This is a genomic window from Stenotrophomonas africana (genome assembly GCF_013004645.1).
Lineage (GTDB): Bacteria > Pseudomonadota > Gammaproteobacteria > Xanthomonadales > Xanthomonadaceae > Stenotrophomonas > Stenotrophomonas africana.
In genome coordinates this window covers 124,855-139,727 of sequence record NZ_JABEME010000001.1, presented here as the reverse complement: position 1 = coordinate 139,727, position 14,873 = coordinate 124,855, and the positions used below count along the sequence as shown (strand labels likewise).

Sequence of the window (14,873 nt, the reverse complement as noted above, 5' to 3'; positions counted from 1 at the left end):
GCACGCAAGCATGAAGTTGACCCTGCCCACCTGGCTGACGTTGTTGCGGATCGTGATGATCCCGGTGCTGGTGCTGGTGTTCTACCTGCCCTACACCTGGACCAACTTCGCTTCGGCGGCGATCTTCGGCCTGGCCGCGATCACCGACTGGCTCGACGGCTGGATCGCACGCCGTTACCAGCTGGAGTCGGCCTTTGGCGCCTTCCTAGACCCGGTCGCGGACAAGCTGATGGTGGCAGTGGCACTGTTCCTGATCGTGCAGGGCCACCCGACGCCGTGGATGGCCTTCTGGGCAGCGGTCATCGTCGGCCGTGAGATTGCGGTATCGGCGCTGCGCGAGTGGATGGCCGAGCTGGGCCAGCGCGCCAAGGTGCGCGTGGCGATGATCGGCAAAGTGAAGACCACCGCGCAGATGGTCGCACTGCTGTGCCTGCTGTATTCAGTGGCCCCGAACGTGCCGGTAGAAGACATCTGGATGGGCTGGCCGGTGTTCCACATCGGTGACTGGACCCTGGCCATTGCCGCGGTGCTGACCCTGTGGTCGGGCCTGCAGTACCTGCACGCTGCCTGGCCGAGCCTGCGCGATGACGAGCGCGCGGCACGCGAGCGTGCGCGGCAGAAGAAGCTGGGCAACTGAGCCCGGGGTCGGATCCCTTTCCGAAGGAAAGGGCTCTGACCCCATCGACGCGCCTATCCCCGCGTGGCGCGGATGCACGATGCAATGTGCCTTGCACACCCTGAAAAAAGCGCTTGACGCCATTCCCAGAACAGGTAGAATTTCGCCTCCCAAGCGGGAATAGCTCAGTTGGTAGAGCGCAACCTTGCCAAGGTTGAGGTCGCGAGTTCGAGTCTCGTTTCCCGCTCCAGATTCAAGAAGAACGCTCCCGCAAGGGGGCGTTTTTCGTTATGGGCCGTCAACGTGCCCCGAGGTGATTTCGAGCAGAGTATGGGAGTGGCTTGATGTGGTGGGCATCACCATCTGCTTGCGAGGCTAGGTGCATTGCAGGCAGAGGGCCTAGAACGGCAACCCTCCGGAGACGATCGCCAGTTTTCCGTGCTTGTCGAATGTCATATGGATTCGATAGTTGCCGCATATCCAGCGCATGCGGCTGTTCTCCGGGTTCTTCCATTCTGGTTCGCCAAACATTGACAGGATTTCGTCCCTGCCTTGGCCGAAAGTGAGGTCGTGGGGCAAGGCACCTTGGTAAATGGAAAAGTCCCCAATCTGCCGTCCGTAGTAGCGGAAGTTGGATAGCACCAGCGCATTGGTCGGATAGTCGCGGGCAGGGGAGACCAAAGACTCAGAATCCGAGAGGGTCAGCTCGATACCTAGTGACTCATTTGATAGGTAGGCATCTGTCCATTCGGATTCCAACACGGGAACATCGACTATGCCAAGCTCCATCAGAAGGTGCTGGATTTCTTCTTCGCCGTAGTAGTAACCAAGATGGTCAAAGTGATCCATGTGCGTTCTCGAATGTTCTGATCCGGGCTGGTCGCTCGTCCCTGATTTCCATTGGGAGAAGACGTTGCGTGGAGTGCTCAGTTCCCCGCCGGCCGATTGACAACGTTCAATCGCTTCTGCCAATGCTCACCTGCAGCTTGCCGTTCTCATGTGACGGGTATCGGTTTGATTGGCAATCCCCAAGACTGGCTTGGTGATTCACTGACCGCAAAATATCGACGGTCATCCTGACTCAGTCCATACAAGTTTTCTGAATTGCTGGCTGATCGGAAGAGGTGGCTTCATCCCCACTTCACCCACACCCCATCGCCCTACCATCCGCGCTGGCGAACCTGCATCTCCGATTCTCCAAGGCGATGCAGCCATGCCCCAAACTTCTTCCGCCTACGACCACGATGTGGTCATCGTCGGCGCCAGTTTCGCCGGTGCCGCCTGTGCATTGGCCGCTGTCCAATACGGCCTGCGCGTCTGCGTGCTGGAACGCAAGGCCGACCCCGGCGAGCGCCTGCACACCACTGGCATCGTGGTGAAGGAAGCGATGGAGCAGACCTGGCTGGGGCGCATGCCCGAGCATCTCGTGCTGCGGGTCGCGAACGTGCGCCTGTATTCGCCCAACCTGCGCAGCGTATTGCTGGCCGCATCGGGCTATTACTTCCTCACCACCGATACGCCGAACCTGATGCGCTGGCTGGCCAGCGAGCTGCGCGCGAATGGTGTCGACCTGCGCCTGCAACGGTCCTTCACCGACGCACGTCGCTGTGGTGACGGCTGGCAGGTGGAAGGGGCAGGGCGCTGCGCCTATCTGGTCGGCGCCGACGGTGCACGCTCACGCGTTGCCCAGCGCACCGGGCTCGGCCAGGTGCGCGACAATCTCTACGGCGTCGAACGTGAGTTCGCCGGCCTGCAGGTGACGCAGGGCGATGCGCTGCATTGCTTTGTCAGCAAGCGCTACGCGCCGGGCTACATCGGCTGGGTCGCGCAGAATCCAACCGGCCTGCAGGTCGGGTTGGCGCTGCGTCATGATCCGCAACAGGTACGGCCGCCGGATATCGATGGCTTCCTCGACCACGTGCGCGATGGGGTCGGCATTCCGCCTTCGGCGCGTCCCTCGGGCACCCGCGCAGGGCTGGTGCCCTGCGGCCGGCCGGATGGGCCGATCGCCGGCCAGCGCGTGATCCTGACCGGCGACGCGGCGGGCATCGTCTCGCCGCTGTCCGCCGGGGGCATCCACTCTTCGTGGCGGCATGGCTGGGCAGTCGGTGAGGCGATTGCCCGCCATCTGCGTGGGCAAGGGCCGGAAGCGGAACGGGTGGCGCGGCAGGCGGCGCCGGCATTCCATGGCAAGCGGCTGCTGCGCTGGGCGATGGATCATCTGCAGGTCGACTGGCCGCTCAACGCGCTGCTGCACACGGCGGCCACGCGGCGCATCGCCGAGCAGGTCTACTTTCACCGCCGTGGCCTGCGCACGTGACAGAGAGCAGGCGGAGGCGCCTGAACGCTGCCCTTCACTTCACGTGAAAACTCCTGTTGACGCCGTGCAGCAATATCGACACAATAGCGCTCCTTCGACGCAGGTCGAACGGAATCTGCGGGAATAGCTCAGTTGGTAGAGCGCAACCTTGCCAAGGTTGAGGTCGCGAGTTCGAGTCTCGTTTCCCGCTCCAGATTCAAGAAGAACGCTCCCGCAAGGGGGCGTTTTTCGTTTGTCACACCGGTTGCACCACTGCCGCGCTAGCGTGGCTTGCCGGGCAGGGCGCTGCACCAGGTCCGGGCATCCTGCCGGTCGAAACCGGGGCAGCGGTTGTCCTGCGGGATGTAGACGTAGGGAACGTCATCTTCGTAGGTGAAGTGGTAGTAGTAGGTGTGATCCTTCCCGTACAGCCAGTAGTTCGACGAGCCCTGGTTGATGGCATATGGCTCGAAGGTGAAGATCGAAGATTCACCCGGGATGAAATTGCTGCGCTCCATCAGTAGCAGCATGGCGTTCGAGACCAGTGGGGTGGTCAGGACGAGTACGATCGCACCGACAGTCGCTGTCGTGACCGAGCCAATCAAGAGCCAGCGGTGGGGACGTTTCATGGTCGGGCAGCATCAAGCAAGGCAATGCCGCAATGTGCAATGCGCCGGAAATGCCGTCCAGTGTTCCGTGCCAGGAACGCATTGAAAGCGTAGTGAAAGGCTGGGTCGGCGTTGCCTGAACCGCACGCGTGCTGTGACCTTTTTCGGACGATTTCTCCATGTTCGCTCCACAATCGCACGGTAGCCTTCATGCTCCTTCTACACGTTGGCGGGCTGGTGGTCAGGCGTATCACTTCAGTGGCAGTGCCCAGGACCGGGCGCGGACTCTCCCTGCATGCAGTCCTGCGCCCTGGTGCGTTGTTGGCAAGCCTAGCCTTGGCCGGTTGCATGTCGGTGCCGGTGCCAGACCTGCCTGACCGCACGCCCAGCACCTGGACCCAGGTGCCGCAGGGGCAAGGCGTAGCGGTGGACGCCAGGCAATGGTGGAAAGTGCTGTCCGACCCGGCGCTGGATGGCCTGGTCGATCAGGCGGTCGCCGGCAATCTCGACCTGCAGCAGGCCACCTTGCGCCTGCAGGCCGTTCGGATCGTCGCTGGCACGTCCGACTCGCGTTTCCTGCCGGAAATCTCCGCCAGCGCCAAGCAGGTGCAGGACGCCGCCGCTGTCGATACCTACTTCCATGCCGGCATTGAAGCGATCTGGGACCTGGGCCTGTTCGGCGCCGCCGAGAGTGCGCAGCTGAGCGCGCAGGCCTCGGCCGGCAATGCCGAGGCGCTGCGCAATGCCGCGCAGGTAGCGGTGATTGCCGACGTGGTGCGCAGCTATCTGGACCTGACCGTGGCGCAGGCCCAGCAGGATCTGCTGGCCAGACAGCAGGCCGTGGATGATCGCGGCGAACAGCTGGCGCTGGTCCGCCAGCGCCTGCGCCTGGACGAGCCGGGCGAACTGGATCGCCTGCGTGCACGCCAGGCCGCCACCCGCGCCGCCACGGCACAGGCCCGGGAAAACGCGGACAACGCGGCCCGCGCGCTGGCAGTGTTGCTGGGCCGAGATGGCCCGGATCCGGCCTGGCGCGCCTATCGCACGCCGCCGAAGCTGGGCGCGTTCTCGCTGCAGCAGGTCCCGGCAGACCTGTTGCGCCACCGTCCACAGATCCTGCTGGCCGAATCGGAGGTGATGCAGGCCGCCGCCAGCAAGGGCTCGGCGCGCGCCGCGATGTACCCGCGGATCAGCCTCGGCGGCTCCATTCTGTATGCCTACAACCTTACCCAGAACGCGCGCTCCAATTCCGACTCCAGCCCGTCGATCGGTCCATACGTCGATATTCCGCTGTGGGACTGGGGCCAACGCCGTGCGCGTTTCCATGCCGATGAGAAGCAACTGGACGCCGCGCTGCTCGGGTATCGCAAGGCCGTGCTGGAAGGCGTGAGCGAAGTGGAAGGCGCGCTGGGCAGCCTGGCGCGCCAGGACAGCAGCATCCAGTCGCTGCGTGCGGCCAATGATGCCGCCAACCAGCAGCTCAGGCGCCAGGCGCGGCAGGTGCAGCTGGGCCTGTCCAGCGAGTTCGATGGGCTGGATACGCAGCGTGCCGCGCTCGCTTCGCAGGCGGATCTGATCGGTGCGCAGGGCGCACGCGTGCTGGCGTTTGCTTCGCTGTACCGCGCCCTTGGCGGCGCACCGCTGCCGGTCGAGGCTGAGGGCGAACAGCAATGATCGCGCTGGCCCGCAAGACCCTGGCCTATGAGTGGCGCCGGTTCCTGCCGGTGGTGCTGGCGATGTGTTTCGCCGGCGTGCTGTTGATCGTGCAGGCCGCACTGGTGCTGGGCATCTTCGGCACCGCCGCGATCTATGTGAAGGCATCCTCGGCCGACATCTGGGCCGGTTTCCCCGGCACCCAGAGCGTCAACTACGGCCACGCGATCAGCGCCGATGTGGAAAGCCACCTGCGCATGGATCCGGATGTCACCCGCGTCGAACCCTACGAGTGGGTGGATGGCGAATGGCGCTCCAGCGCGCAGGGTACCGGCAACGTGTCGGTGTATCTGTCCGGCATCTCCACCCGCGACGATGCAATGATGTTCGCGCGCATCCTGCCGGCCGACCTGCGTGCACAGCTGCGCGAACCGGGGGCCGTGATCGTGGACAGCGCCGACCTGGATACGCTGGGCGTGGACCTGCAGAACAACCGTGCCTGGATCAACGGCAAGGCCGTGCGCGTGGTCGCTGCACAACCGGGACTGCGTGGCCTTGGCGGCGTCAACGTGCTGGCCTCGCTGGATACCGCGCGCGCCATCGCCGGCACCGACCCACACGAGGGCAGCACTTACTTCGTGGCGGGCCTGCGCTCGCCGGACCTGGCCGATCGGGTGCGCGACCGCTTGTCCGCGTCGATGGGCCAGGCCACGCCGGTCGAGTTCTGGACCGCGCCGCAGTTCGCCAGCCGCTCGCAGCAGTATTGGCTGTTCGATACCGGTGCCGGCATCGCGGTATTGTTCATGGCCGTCATCGTCTGCTTCGTCGGCGCGGTGATCACCAACCAGTCGTTCGCCTCGGTAGTGGCCGGTTCGGTACGCGAGTACGCCACGCTCAATGCGCTCGGCGCCGGTCGCTATGCGCTGGCGCGGGTGGTGTTCGAGCAGGCGTTGCTGATCGGCGGCGTGGGCATGTTGCTGGCGGCGGCCTTCAGTACCGTGGTGCTGCTGATCGCGCAGACCCAGCGCGTGCCGGTGCAGCTGACGCCAATGGTGATCCTCGGCTGTGTGGCGCTGGTTGCGGTGATGGCCATGCTCTCCAGCATCATGGCGGTGCGCAGTGTCGTCCGCTCCGATCCATCGTTGCTGCTGCGTTGAGGACCGGCCGATGACTTCCACACGCGCCGTCGCCCCGACCCTGCGGGCCGATGCACTTGAAAAGGGCTTCATGTCCGGCGACGTGCAGGTGCCGGTGCTGCGCGGCCTGTCGCTGGACATCTATCCTGGCGAGCTGACCCTGGTATCGGGCCCGTCGGGTTGCGGGAAGAGCACGCTGTTGTCGCTGCTGTCCGGCCTGTCCGCGCCCGATGGTGGCCGCGTGCACGCACTCGGCCAGGATGTGGGGCACATGACCCGCAGCGAGGTCGAGCGCTTCCGCCTGCACCATGTCGGTTTCGTGTTCCAGGGCTTCAATCTGTTCCCGGCACTGACTGCGCTGGAGCAGGTGCAGCTGCCGCTGGGCTACCGCGGCATGCGCAATCGCGAAAGCGAACCGCTGGCGCGCAAAGCGCTGGAAGAAGTGGGCCTCAGCCACCGCAGTCACATGCGCCCGGCGCAGCTGTCCGGCGGCGAGAAGCAGCGTGTGGCCGTTGCCCGCGCCTTCGCCAAGTCGCCGACGCTGATCTTCGCAGACGAACCCACCAGCGCGCTGGACGCCGAGAACGGCCAGCGCGTGATCGACATCCTGCATCGCTACGCACGTGCGCATGGCGCCACCGTGCTGTGCGTGAGCCACGATCCGCGTCTGATCCGGCATGCCGATCGGGTGATCGCCATGGAAGACGGCATGGTCCGTGATGACCGCCGCCAGAACGAAACTGTAGAGTCCGCCCCATGACCAAGACGTCGCACCTGCTTCCCCTCAGCCTGGCCCTGTCCGCGGCACTGCTGCTCGGCGCCTGTTCCAGGGACACGCCTGCGCCTGCACAGTCGCCTTCGGGCAAGGCCGGTGCAACCGCCGTCGGCAAGGTCGCGGTGGCGCGCGGCATCATCGACGTCGAGGGTGGCCTGATCGCGCTGGCACCGCCGGTGGATGGCTCGATCACCGCCGCACCGGTGAAGGAGGGCGCCACGGTGAAGAAGGGGCAGCTGCTGCTGTCGCTGGATGGTGCCTTGCTGCAGCAGGAGGTGGCGATGGCCAGCGCCGATCTCGCCTTGGCCAATGACCGCCTGAAGGGCAGTCAGGCGCAGCTGCGCGAACTGGAGCGCAACGCTACTCGCCTGTCCACGGGGGCCAGCGAAGGCGTGTCGTCCAATCAGCAGGCCGATGCGGCCAAGCAGCAGCTGGCGGGTGTGCGCGCCGATGTCGACGTGGCCAGTGCGCAGGTCGACCTGGCCCAGCACAAGCTGGAACACGCCAGGCTGAAACTGCAGCAGATGTCGCTGAGCGCGCCGGAAGCCGGCACCGTGGTCGGCCAGGTGCCTGGCCTTGGCGCATTCGTGCAGGCCGGCAAGCCGGCAATCTCCCTGCTGCCCGCGCGCCCGCTGCAGGTACGTGCCGAACTCAGCGCCGCCTATGCCGATGCCGTGCAGGTGGGCATGAAGGCTACCGTGGTGCCGGACAGCGATGGTGCCGAGAACACCGGCACGCTGCCGTCCGCACGCGTGGTGCGCATCAGCCCTGTGTTCGCGCAGGCACGCCTGCCTGAAGATGCAGGGCGTGGCGTGGCCAAGGTAGTGGAGTGTGTACTGGAGTTCGATGGCGAGGCCAAGGCGCGCTTCGGCCAGCATGTGCGGGTGGAGTTCCGGAAGTAGGTCTGGCGTCGTGGAGGGGCCGCTACGGGACCTCTCGGCGCCGGAACGCCCGCCACGCGCTCACCGCCGACACCATGCACAGCGCCAGCAGCAGTCCCACGTCCAGCAGGAGCAACCACAGCAGATGCATGCCATGCACCGGTGGCTGGTGCATGGCCGACAGCATCCACGGCACCGACCACGCCAGCAGCAGGGCGAAGGCGATCAGCAGGCGCAGCCACAGTCGTTTCAGTCGCCACGGACGCACGATCAAGGCGGCTACCACCAGTTCAACCGTACCCAGCAACGCGAACACGATGACGGTGCTGGTCGGGTAGGGCAGTTCGGCGCCCTCCAAGTGATGCAGCAGCCAATAGTCCGGGGTGAAGCCGGCATTGACCAGTGCAGCGATCAGCGCCAGCCAGGTCAGCGCGACCAGCAACCAGAACAGGCGGACGTAGCGTCTAGGCATCGGCGGTGTCCGTGGTGGCAGGCAGGCGGTTGTGCGATGCATGCCACGCGGATATGGCAATCGCGGCCAGTGCCAGCAGGCCGGGGCCGACGGTGAAGTACATCAGGCGCAGCGGGTGGTTGTGCATCAGCGTCCAGCTGGCGAACGCCAAAGGAATCGTCAGGACCAGCAGCTTGGCAAACAGTGGCCGCAGCACCGCGATCAGCGGCTGGGCGCCAATGAACATCCAGAACAGATAAAACTGGGCGATGCCCAGGCCGATGTCGCGATGGGAGGTGAAGCCGAAATGGTCGCGATACCAGTTCATTCCCAGCGGAATCAGTGCCCAGTACAGCAGCGCTACCAGCAGATGCAGCGCCAGGGCGATCAACAGGGGCTTGCCGCGAAGGAACATGGGCGCACGGGGCTGGGCGGGGCAGCGTACCGCAGTGCGGACGCCCGTGACCGCATGATGTGAAGACTGTTGACGGCGTGAAGGAATTTGGACACAATAGCGCTCCTTCGACGCAGGTCGAACGGAATCTGCGGGAATAGCTCAGTTGGTAGAGCGCAACCTTGCCAAGGTTGAGGTCGCGAGTTCGAGTCTCGTTTCCCGCTCCAGATTCTACAGGGCCCCGCTAGGGGCCTTGTTTTTCTCCCGCCGCGGCAAGGCGGGGCACGTTGGGCCACAAGGCTCTACGCGCAGTCAGAAAAGTGAAATCGCTGGTGTGTGTTCCGGATTTCCGGTACCATGTCGGCTTACGCGGGAATAGCTCAGTTGGTAGAGCGCAACCTTGCCAAGGTTGAGGTCGCGAGTTCGAGTCTCGTTTCCCGCTCCATGTTCCGACAGGCCCCATCATGGGGTTTTGTCTTGTCAGGGCTCCGTTCCTGGCGCGCAGTACGTTGGCCTCATGGCAGAGTGGCTATGCACCGGATTGCAAATCCGTTTACAGCGGTTCGATTCCGCTTGAGGCCTCCAAATAAACCCCTGATTCATCAGGGGTTTTTCTTTGTCTGGCGTTTGGCGACGGTCCGCAAAATCCCCTGATTCGGCCATGAAATCATCGGTCTGCCACCCGTTTTCGGGTGGCAAACTCGCGTTAACATGTGCCGAGTGCGTTTACGTGAGTTTGAGCAGGGATGGCAACGAAGCGTCGCCGGGGCGACTCCTGGCAGTACACGATCAAGCGGGCGGGGCTGCTGCCCCAGCCTGTCTATCTGAGCTTCGCCTCGGAGGCAGAGGGCGACGAGTACGTGCGCCGCCTCGAGGCGCTGCTCGACCGTGGGGTGGTGCCGGAGGAGCTGGCCAACACCAAGGCAGCCGCGAAGGATCTACGCAGCCAGGTCAGCGAGTATCGGAGCGCGCAGCACATCTCGGTCGATGACGAGCAGCTGCTGCCCGTCCTGCTCTCTCGGCTGCCAATCGGCATCACCTTGCCGCAGCTGACTTTTACGTGGGCGACCGAGTGGGTCACCACCATGAAGCGTGAGCAGAACCTCGCGCCTTCGACCATCCGGCACTACGTGGGTGCCCTGTCGCGCGCCCTGGACTGGCTGGCTGCGCACGGCGCGCTGCCAATGAATCCACTGCGGCTTCTGCCACGGGGCTATTCGACGTACACGGCCGACGACAAAGTAGCTGTGAAGCGCATCGACGGTGAGGCGAAAACTGACCAGGAGCGTGATCGCCGTCTGGAGCCTGGTGAGGAAGAACGCATCCGCGAGATCCTAGCCGGCGCAAAGCCGCCGGGGCGGCAGCGTCCGCTCGATCTGCCGCAGCGGGAGGCTTTGATTCTGATGTTCGACATGGCGCTGGAAACGGCCATGCGCATGCGGGAGATCTACACGCTAGAGCGCAGTCAGCTCGATGTGGCGCGGCGCACGATCTTCTTGGACAAGACAAAGAATGGGAGCAAGCGCCAGGTACCCATGACCTCGGTACTGCTGGCTAAGCTCGCCGCGTATGAGGGTGATTACGAAGGCCGGCTGTTCCCGTTCTGGGCTGGCGAGCGTACCCCGCTGGCCCTGCGGCGTGTATCGAGCAAGCTGTCGCGCCAGTTCGAGCGCATCTTCGTCGCGGCCGGATGCGCGGATCTAGGCTTCCACGATCTACGTCACGAAGCGACGAGCCGGCTGTACGAAAAGACCACGCTGACAGACATCAAGATCGCGAGCATCACTGGGCATCGCGATCCGCGCCAGCTAAAGCGGTACGCCAACCTCCGCGCTTCCGATTTGGCCGATCAGCTCTGGTGATCGGCCTGCTCGTAGGCGCGCAGATCGGGCAGCTTTGTGCGACGCGACTGGCTTGCACGTCTTGTCGACCCTGACTCAGGCGTGTTGGCTGCAGGTCGGTTTCCGATCATCGATTTCTTTCGCTCGGCGGCCTGCCTGCGCCCTTCCGAGCGTAGGAACTCGATCAGGTCCTCGCGCAGCATGACCGTGTGCTTCTGATTCAAGCGCACTGCCGGCACTTCGCCCTTGTCCACCAGGTCTTTCATTGCCTCTAGCCCGAGCCGTAGCATTCTGGCGGCATCCTCTAAACCAAGGGTGTCATCTGGCTTGTCCAGAATGTGCGTTCTAGATGGTTGACCCACAGATCGCCTCCAGAACGCACATGGGCGTGGCAGAATGCCGCTCAATCAAAAGGGGAGGGAGTGAATGAGTGTTTGGGACGGTTTGATTCGGTGTTCGCCTCTGAGCTCCACATGCTTTGTAGATTGGGCGGCGGTAACAACAGGGCTTGCTGCTGTGGTAGCTCTTGGTGTTGGGGTGGCGCCAGTAATTCGAGATCGCTGTCATCGTAAGCGGCATGCCAAGATGGTCGCGAAAATTTCGGCGGGTGAGCTGGCGCTTATGGAGCACCGGCTCCTTGTTGCTGCCAAGGTCATCGAGTTGTCCAATGACCTCGTTGACCATTGGCAGCACAAAGAAGTTAGGAAACTGATAGCTCAGATATCGGCAGACAGTGTTAGTCCTCTGATTCCACACGTGCACAGCATTACTAGCGAACTGGAGAAGCGACTGGCGAAGTGCGTTGCTCTTCTGAGAGCGTTCGAGCGATCTCTTTGGAAAGTCGAGAAAACGCGTCCATCCGAGATGGTTCGCATGGAAGGCGATCGCGTGTACTACGTCAGCTGCGCAAAGGAGCTCAATGAATTCAGGAAGGACCTTTGCACGTGGTCTGAGACGGATTTCGAGGATCTGACGAACTTCGTTGACGTCGGAGTCAAAGATGCAAATGTGCGTGCATCCGATGAATCGATCAGATTCCGAATGCACAATCCGCCCAGCCTTGATCACACGATAGAGCCCTCCTAGGGGTGATTCGTTCGCGTCATTGCACATCAGCAACACTCCCGCGCATCTTGTCGCCGGATTTCGATCCGGCCTTGCTGGCAGTCTTTCCGCATCTCTCCTGGCCGTCTACGAGAATGGGGGTTGCGGTCGAACAGATATTTGCGTTCAGAATTGCGCAAAGCGGCGGCGGGCTCACGCTGTTGCCAACCATGGCAACGGCGCGGCTGTTGCTGACCTGTCGACCATCCTGCGTGCGATCGATGATGTAGCTGGCCGGGAAACCCTGCGCGCGGAACAGCTCGTGTGGCTTGAGCATGCGTAGCCCGATATCCACGATCACATACGGCACGCCGCTCAGATGCACCGTGACCAGCGCCAACCGGTCCTTCGTGGTGATGGTCGCGAGCGGCTCGTCTAGTGCTCCATGCTGTCCGCCTGTGCCGTAGTAGCGCATCAGGAACGCGGCCACGCGCAGTGCGCCGGCTTCCTGATCAGGGCTCAGGACGCACTCGATCACCCCGTGGTGAGTTGCACCAGCGCAAATGGTGCTGAGCGGATCGGCCGTTGTCTGGCCGTCCAGGTTCCTGCGGAGCGTAACCAGGTGCGCGGTCGTGAGGCGCTGGTGGCTTCCGTTGGCGCAGATGGTCGGCATGGGCTCATCGGCTGCACTGCCGGCGCCCTGGTAGAACCCGCCGTTGGCCTGTTCCAGAAACGCCGCCATGACGCCCATGGCATGGGCGGCACCGGCCGGCCGCGCCGCGCCAGCGCCGCTGGTGATGGTCGGCATCGGCTGACCTGCGTCCGCTCCATCGCTAGTACCCCGGAACTTGACCAGGGAGGCTGCGGCGAGCGCATAGCCACCGCTGCCGCTGGCGGTAATTGTGCCCGCAGGTTCATCGGCGGGTCGAACCCCAGCGCCCCACCGCTTGACGCCTCCGGGCTTGCCTTCGCCATGTGCGGCCTGCACCAGCATCGGCGCCACGACAGCGTGTGAGCCGCCACGCGGCCAAGCCGTGATGGTGCCCAGCGGATCGCCTCCGGAAGCGACCCCGTTGGCGGACGCGTTCGCGCACTGCACGATGGTGGGCGACACGATCATCATCTCGCCACGGTTGGCGGCAGTGATCGTCGGCATCGGCTCACCGATCCCGTGCGGCCTGCGTTCCCCGCCGTGGGTGGCGTGGACGATGAACGGCTCGGCGGTGTCCAGCACAAAGCGCTTGATGCCTCGACAGATGCGCGCCTCAGTCGCGGCGGCGAGCGGCTTCTTGCGGCCAAAGATGCTTGGGCATGGAATGGACCAGTCGATACTGGATGCCGCCGACACGTGCGGCTGTGCGCGGTCAGGACCGTGGCTCGGTTCGGGCCAGACGATCGCCTCACCATCGCAGCGGGCGACCATGTAAAGCCGCTCCCTCGTCGTACCTGCGCCGTAATCGCAAGCCCGCAGCACACGCCACTCCACCTGATACCCGAGCGCCCGCAGCACAGCCACGAAGCGACGCCAGGTGCTGCCCTCGCGCTTCTTGTCTGGGATCAGGAACTGCCGGTCCAGCGGGACGCGCTCGCCGACAGCTGCGACTGTGCCGTCCAGCTTGATCACGCGGCCGGTCGCCTTGTCGCGCTTGGCGATCAGCGGGCCCCACTTCAGGATCTGCTTGACGTTCTCCAGCGTGATGATGCGCGGACGCACGGTGCCGGCCCAGCGGGGCACAACCCACGAAAGCGAGCGGGTTGCTCGGCTGCGCGGCTGACCGCCCTTGGCCTGGCTGAAGTGCGTGCAGTCCGGGCTGGCATGTAGTGCGCCCACAGGGCGACCGCCGCACTCGACGCGCGGGTCTGCTTCCCACACGTCCTGGCACAGGTGGCGGGTAAACGGGTGGTTGGCGGAGTGCAGCCCCACAGCCCAGGGGTTGTGGTTGATCGCAATGTCGACCGCCCGAGCCAGCGCGGTCTCCATCGCGTGGCTGGCGCCGCCTCCTCCTGCGAACAGATCAACTACGATCTCGTCCGAGCGCAGCCGTGATTTGCGGTCGTGCAACGGGAAGCGGAAACCGCCGGAGCCGTCAGCCATGTGCTGCCTCCCAGGCGACAAGCGCCTCAGCTGCAAGCGGCCGCACGAACCATGCCGCTGGGCCATCTTCGGTATCACCCAGCCAGACCAAGCGCCAATCTGCGCCGGGGCCAGTGGGCTGCCACGCGCGCATTTCATCCCAGTAGCGATGGTCCCCGGTCTCCACGGCTTCTTCGGTGAAGTCGCCAAACGTAATCTGCAGGTCGAAACCCTGCGCAAGCAACAACGGTCGCAGCGATACCTCGCGACCGTCCGCCCACGCCGGCACGTCCGGATGGCACGGGATCTCGCCGTCGGCATTGCGCGCCGGGAGTCGACTCGGGTGATACAGGCCGCGCCATGGGTCCGCCGGATCGACGACGGTCCTGGTCTGATTCCTGACCAGCTCCAGCAGCTCGGTCGCCTGCGCCAGCCGGGCGCGGGTGGTGTCGCAGAGTGGCGTGTCGCCGTCCTGCATGCTGCTGCGCAGAGTCGAAACGTAGGCGGTTACAGCGGCTTCGAATACGCGCAGATCCTGCAAGCGCGGCAGGCGGTTGTGCAGATCCCGCAGCGCGGTCTGGGCCTGCGCGAGGGTGATTGCCTTCGCCTGGTTGGGCAGCCACACAGCCTCGACAGCGATCGCACTGATCGTTTCGAATGCGTCGCGCAGAACGGGGCAGTTCGTTGGAAGAACCGTGAGATTCGCGGTCATTGGGTGGCCTGATCGAATTGAGTGAAGGTGTTCACGAAAGCGCCAGCGAGCGGCGCATCGCATTTGGCGGGTGCGTTCTCGGTCGGGCGATGCGGAAACGGCGGCATGCGGCGGTAGCGGCAGTTGGGATCGGCGGCGTACCGCCCATCTCTGAGTAGGACAGCCTGGTACTGTGGGAAAGCCTCATCAGGCAATGCCTGGCGCGCCTCTTGGATCAGCGCGACAAAACGCGCTTGCCAATCCAAGGGCATGGATTGCAAGGTGCGGCGCGGCAGCACCAGGTAGGCGGCGCGACTGAGGCCGAAGGCATGCCATGCTGGGCCATCGGAATAGGTGCTACCCGGCCTGCCGGGTTCAGTGGCGGCCGCTGTGTGCGATTCGATGCTCAT

At 64.2% G+C, this 14,873-nt stretch carries 16 protein-coding genes and 5 tRNA genes; 13 read left to right on the top strand and 8 right to left on the bottom strand.

Going from position 1 to position 14,873, the window contains the following annotated elements; genetic code table 11:
* Positions 1-10: 10 nt before the first annotated feature.
* Together pgsA and HLA98_RS00900 are read left to right on the top strand one after the other, a co-directional pair.
* On the top strand, positions 11-637 hold the full coding sequence (gene pgsA, locus HLA98_RS00905; RefSeq protein ID WP_012510614.1) for a CDP-diacylglycerol--glycerol-3-phosphate 3-phosphatidyltransferase: 627 nt from the start codon (positions 11-13) through the stop codon (positions 635-637).
* Positions 638-790: 153 nt separating this feature from the next.
* Positions 791-866, top strand: a tRNA-Gly gene (locus tag HLA98_RS00900).
* 149 nt (positions 867-1,015) lie between these two features.
* Here the strand turns inward: HLA98_RS00900 and HLA98_RS00895 are convergent.
* Positions 1,016-1,465: a hypothetical protein gene (locus HLA98_RS00895; RefSeq protein ID WP_057500270.1), complete on the bottom strand. Its 450-nt coding sequence runs from the start codon at positions 1,463-1,465 to the stop codon at positions 1,016-1,018.
* Positions 1,466-1,829: 364 nt separating this feature from the next.
* Here HLA98_RS00895 and HLA98_RS00890 point away from each other — a divergent pair, with 364 nt between their 5' ends.
* Positions 1,830-2,936: an NAD(P)/FAD-dependent oxidoreductase gene (locus HLA98_RS00890; RefSeq protein ID WP_057500271.1), complete on the top strand. Its 1,107-nt coding sequence runs from the start codon at positions 1,830-1,832 to the stop codon at positions 2,934-2,936.
* A 117-nt stretch (positions 2,937-3,053) separates the two neighbouring features.
* Positions 3,054-3,129, top strand: a tRNA-Gly gene (locus HLA98_RS00885).
* A gap of 67 nt (positions 3,130-3,196) precedes the next feature.
* Here HLA98_RS00885 and HLA98_RS00880 read toward each other — a convergent pair.
* Positions 3,197-3,544: a hypothetical protein gene (locus HLA98_RS00880; protein ID WP_057500272.1), complete on the bottom strand. Its 348-nt coding sequence runs from the start codon at positions 3,542-3,544 to the stop codon at positions 3,197-3,199.
* 189 nt (positions 3,545-3,733) lie between these two features.
* On the opposite strand from HLA98_RS00880, the gene HLA98_RS00875 reads away from it, so the two are divergent.
* The 4 genes from HLA98_RS00875 to HLA98_RS00860 are packed head-to-tail and all read left to right on the top strand — an operon-like array spanning position 3,734 to position 7,989.
* Complete coding sequence (locus HLA98_RS00875) at positions 3,734-5,197, top strand: efflux transporter outer membrane subunit (RefSeq protein WP_057500273.1); 1,464 nt, start codon at positions 3,734-3,736, stop codon at positions 5,195-5,197.
* Positions 5,194-6,333, top strand: a complete 1,140-nt coding sequence (locus HLA98_RS00870; protein WP_057500274.1) for an ABC transporter permease — start codon at positions 5,194-5,196, stop codon at positions 6,331-6,333. Before HLA98_RS00875 ends, HLA98_RS00870 begins: the two co-directional genes overlap by 4 nt.
* Positions 6,334-6,343: 10 nt before the next feature.
* Positions 6,344-7,072 carry an ABC transporter ATP-binding protein gene (locus HLA98_RS00865; RefSeq protein WP_012479691.1) on the top strand — a complete coding sequence of 243 codons (729 nt, stop codon included), beginning with the start codon at positions 6,344-6,346 and terminating at the stop codon, positions 7,070-7,072.
* Entirely contained in the window at positions 7,069-7,989 is a 921-nt protein-coding gene (locus HLA98_RS00860) for an HlyD family secretion protein (RefSeq protein WP_057500275.1), read from the top strand. The genes HLA98_RS00865 and HLA98_RS00860 overlap by 4 nt, the downstream gene beginning before the upstream one ends.
* 22 nt (positions 7,990-8,011) lie before the next feature.
* Here the strand turns inward: HLA98_RS00860 and HLA98_RS00855 are convergent, their stop codons facing one another.
* Positions 8,012-8,440 (bottom strand): hypothetical protein, encoded by a 429-nt coding sequence (locus HLA98_RS00855; protein WP_049444656.1) that lies wholly within the window; start codon positions 8,438-8,440, stop codon positions 8,012-8,014.
* Positions 8,433-8,834, bottom strand: coding sequence for a hypothetical protein (locus tag HLA98_RS00850; protein WP_057500276.1), 402 nt, complete (start codon positions 8,832-8,834; stop codon positions 8,433-8,435). Before HLA98_RS00850 ends, HLA98_RS00855 begins: the two co-directional genes overlap by 8 nt.
* A gap of 130 nt (positions 8,835-8,964) precedes the next feature.
* Here HLA98_RS00850 and HLA98_RS00845 point away from each other — a divergent pair.
* The 4 genes from HLA98_RS00845 (at position 8,965) to HLA98_RS00830 (ending at position 10,675) form a co-directional block, all read left to right on the top strand.
* Positions 8,965-9,040: transfer RNA gene (locus HLA98_RS00845), tRNA-Gly, on the top strand.
* 142 nt (positions 9,041-9,182) lie between these two features.
* Positions 9,183-9,258 (top strand) — tRNA-Gly (locus HLA98_RS00840).
* Between the two features lie 66 nt (positions 9,259-9,324).
* Positions 9,325-9,398 (top strand) — tRNA-Cys (locus HLA98_RS00835).
* Between the two features lie 161 nt (positions 9,399-9,559).
* Positions 9,560-10,675: a site-specific integrase gene (locus HLA98_RS00830; protein WP_057500277.1), complete on the top strand. Its 1,116-nt coding sequence runs from the start codon at positions 9,560-9,562 to the stop codon at positions 10,673-10,675.
* On the opposite strand, the gene HLA98_RS00825 is transcribed toward HLA98_RS00830, so the two are convergent.
* Positions 10,663-11,016, bottom strand: coding sequence for a helix-turn-helix domain-containing protein (locus HLA98_RS00825; protein WP_331852470.1), 354 nt, complete (start codon positions 11,014-11,016; stop codon positions 10,663-10,665). The two genes, HLA98_RS00830 and HLA98_RS00825, sit on opposite strands and share 13 nt — an antisense overlap.
* 64 nt (positions 11,017-11,080) lie before the next feature.
* Between HLA98_RS00825 and HLA98_RS00820 the strand changes: the two genes are divergently transcribed.
* On the top strand, positions 11,081-11,740 hold the full coding sequence (locus HLA98_RS00820) for a hypothetical protein (protein ID WP_129550547.1): 660 nt from the start codon (positions 11,081-11,083) through the stop codon (positions 11,738-11,740).
* Between the two features lie 16 nt (positions 11,741-11,756).
* On the opposite strand, the gene HLA98_RS00815 is transcribed toward HLA98_RS00820, so the two are convergent.
* From HLA98_RS00815 to HLA98_RS00805, 3 genes are read right to left on the bottom strand one after another with little or no spacing between them, the layout of a single operon-like run.
* Positions 11,757-13,793 (bottom strand): DNA cytosine methyltransferase, encoded by a 2,037-nt coding sequence (locus tag HLA98_RS00815; protein ID WP_080392867.1) that lies wholly within the window; start codon positions 13,791-13,793, stop codon positions 11,757-11,759.
* The gene (locus tag HLA98_RS00810) at positions 13,786-14,484 is read right to left on the bottom strand and encodes a hypothetical protein (protein ID WP_057500280.1); all 699 of its coding nucleotides are present in this window, start codon (positions 14,482-14,484) and stop codon (positions 13,786-13,788) included. The genes HLA98_RS00815 and HLA98_RS00810 overlap by 8 nt, the downstream gene beginning before the upstream one ends.
* Complete coding sequence (locus HLA98_RS00805; RefSeq protein ID WP_057500281.1) at positions 14,481-14,873, bottom strand: hypothetical protein; 393 nt, start codon at positions 14,871-14,873, stop codon at positions 14,481-14,483. Before HLA98_RS00805 ends, HLA98_RS00810 begins: the two co-directional genes overlap by 4 nt.

Bases quoted from the DNA above. Each gene is read 5' to 3' on its own strand.
- HLA98_RS00820 (WP_129550547.1), top strand. From the start codon at position 11,081: ATGAGTGTTTGGGACGGTTTGATTCGGTGTTCGCCTCTGAGCTCCACA.
- HLA98_RS00815 (WP_080392867.1), bottom strand. From the start codon at position 13,793: ATGGCTGACGGCTCCGGCGGTTTCCGCTTCCCGTTGCACGACCGCAAA.
- HLA98_RS00855 (WP_049444656.1), bottom strand. From the start codon at position 8,440: ATGCCTAGACGCTACGTCCGCCTGTTCTGGTTGCTGGTCGCGCTGACC.
- HLA98_RS00850 (WP_057500276.1), bottom strand. From the start codon at position 8,834: ATGTTCCTTCGCGGCAAGCCCCTGTTGATCGCCCTGGCGCTGCATCTG.
- HLA98_RS00890 (WP_057500271.1), top strand. From the start codon at position 1,830: ATGCCCCAAACTTCTTCCGCCTACGACCACGATGTGGTCATCGTCGGC.
- HLA98_RS00880 (WP_057500272.1), bottom strand. From the start codon at position 3,544: ATGAAACGTCCCCACCGCTGGCTCTTGATTGGCTCGGTCACGACAGCG.
- HLA98_RS00830 (WP_057500277.1), top strand. From the start codon at position 9,560: ATGGCAACGAAGCGTCGCCGGGGCGACTCCTGGCAGTACACGATCAAG.
- HLA98_RS00810 (WP_057500280.1), bottom strand. From the start codon at position 14,484: ATGACCGCGAATCTCACGGTTCTTCCAACGAACTGCCCCGTTCTGCGC.
- HLA98_RS00805 (WP_057500281.1), bottom strand. From the start codon at position 14,873: ATGAGCATCGAATCGCACACAGCGGCCGCCACTGAACCCGGCAGGCCG.
- pgsA (WP_012510614.1), top strand. From the start codon at position 11: ATGAAGTTGACCCTGCCCACCTGGCTGACGTTGTTGCGGATCGTGATG.
- HLA98_RS00895 (WP_057500270.1), bottom strand. From the start codon at position 1,465: ATGGATCACTTTGACCATCTTGGTTACTACTACGGCGAAGAAGAAATC.
- HLA98_RS00860 (WP_057500275.1), top strand. From the start codon at position 7,069: ATGACCAAGACGTCGCACCTGCTTCCCCTCAGCCTGGCCCTGTCCGCG.
- HLA98_RS00875 (WP_057500273.1), top strand. From the start codon at position 3,734: ATGCTCCTTCTACACGTTGGCGGGCTGGTGGTCAGGCGTATCACTTCA.
- HLA98_RS00865 (WP_012479691.1), top strand. From the start codon at position 6,344: ATGACTTCCACACGCGCCGTCGCCCCGACCCTGCGGGCCGATGCACTT.
- HLA98_RS00870 (WP_057500274.1), top strand. From the start codon at position 5,194: ATGATCGCGCTGGCCCGCAAGACCCTGGCCTATGAGTGGCGCCGGTTC.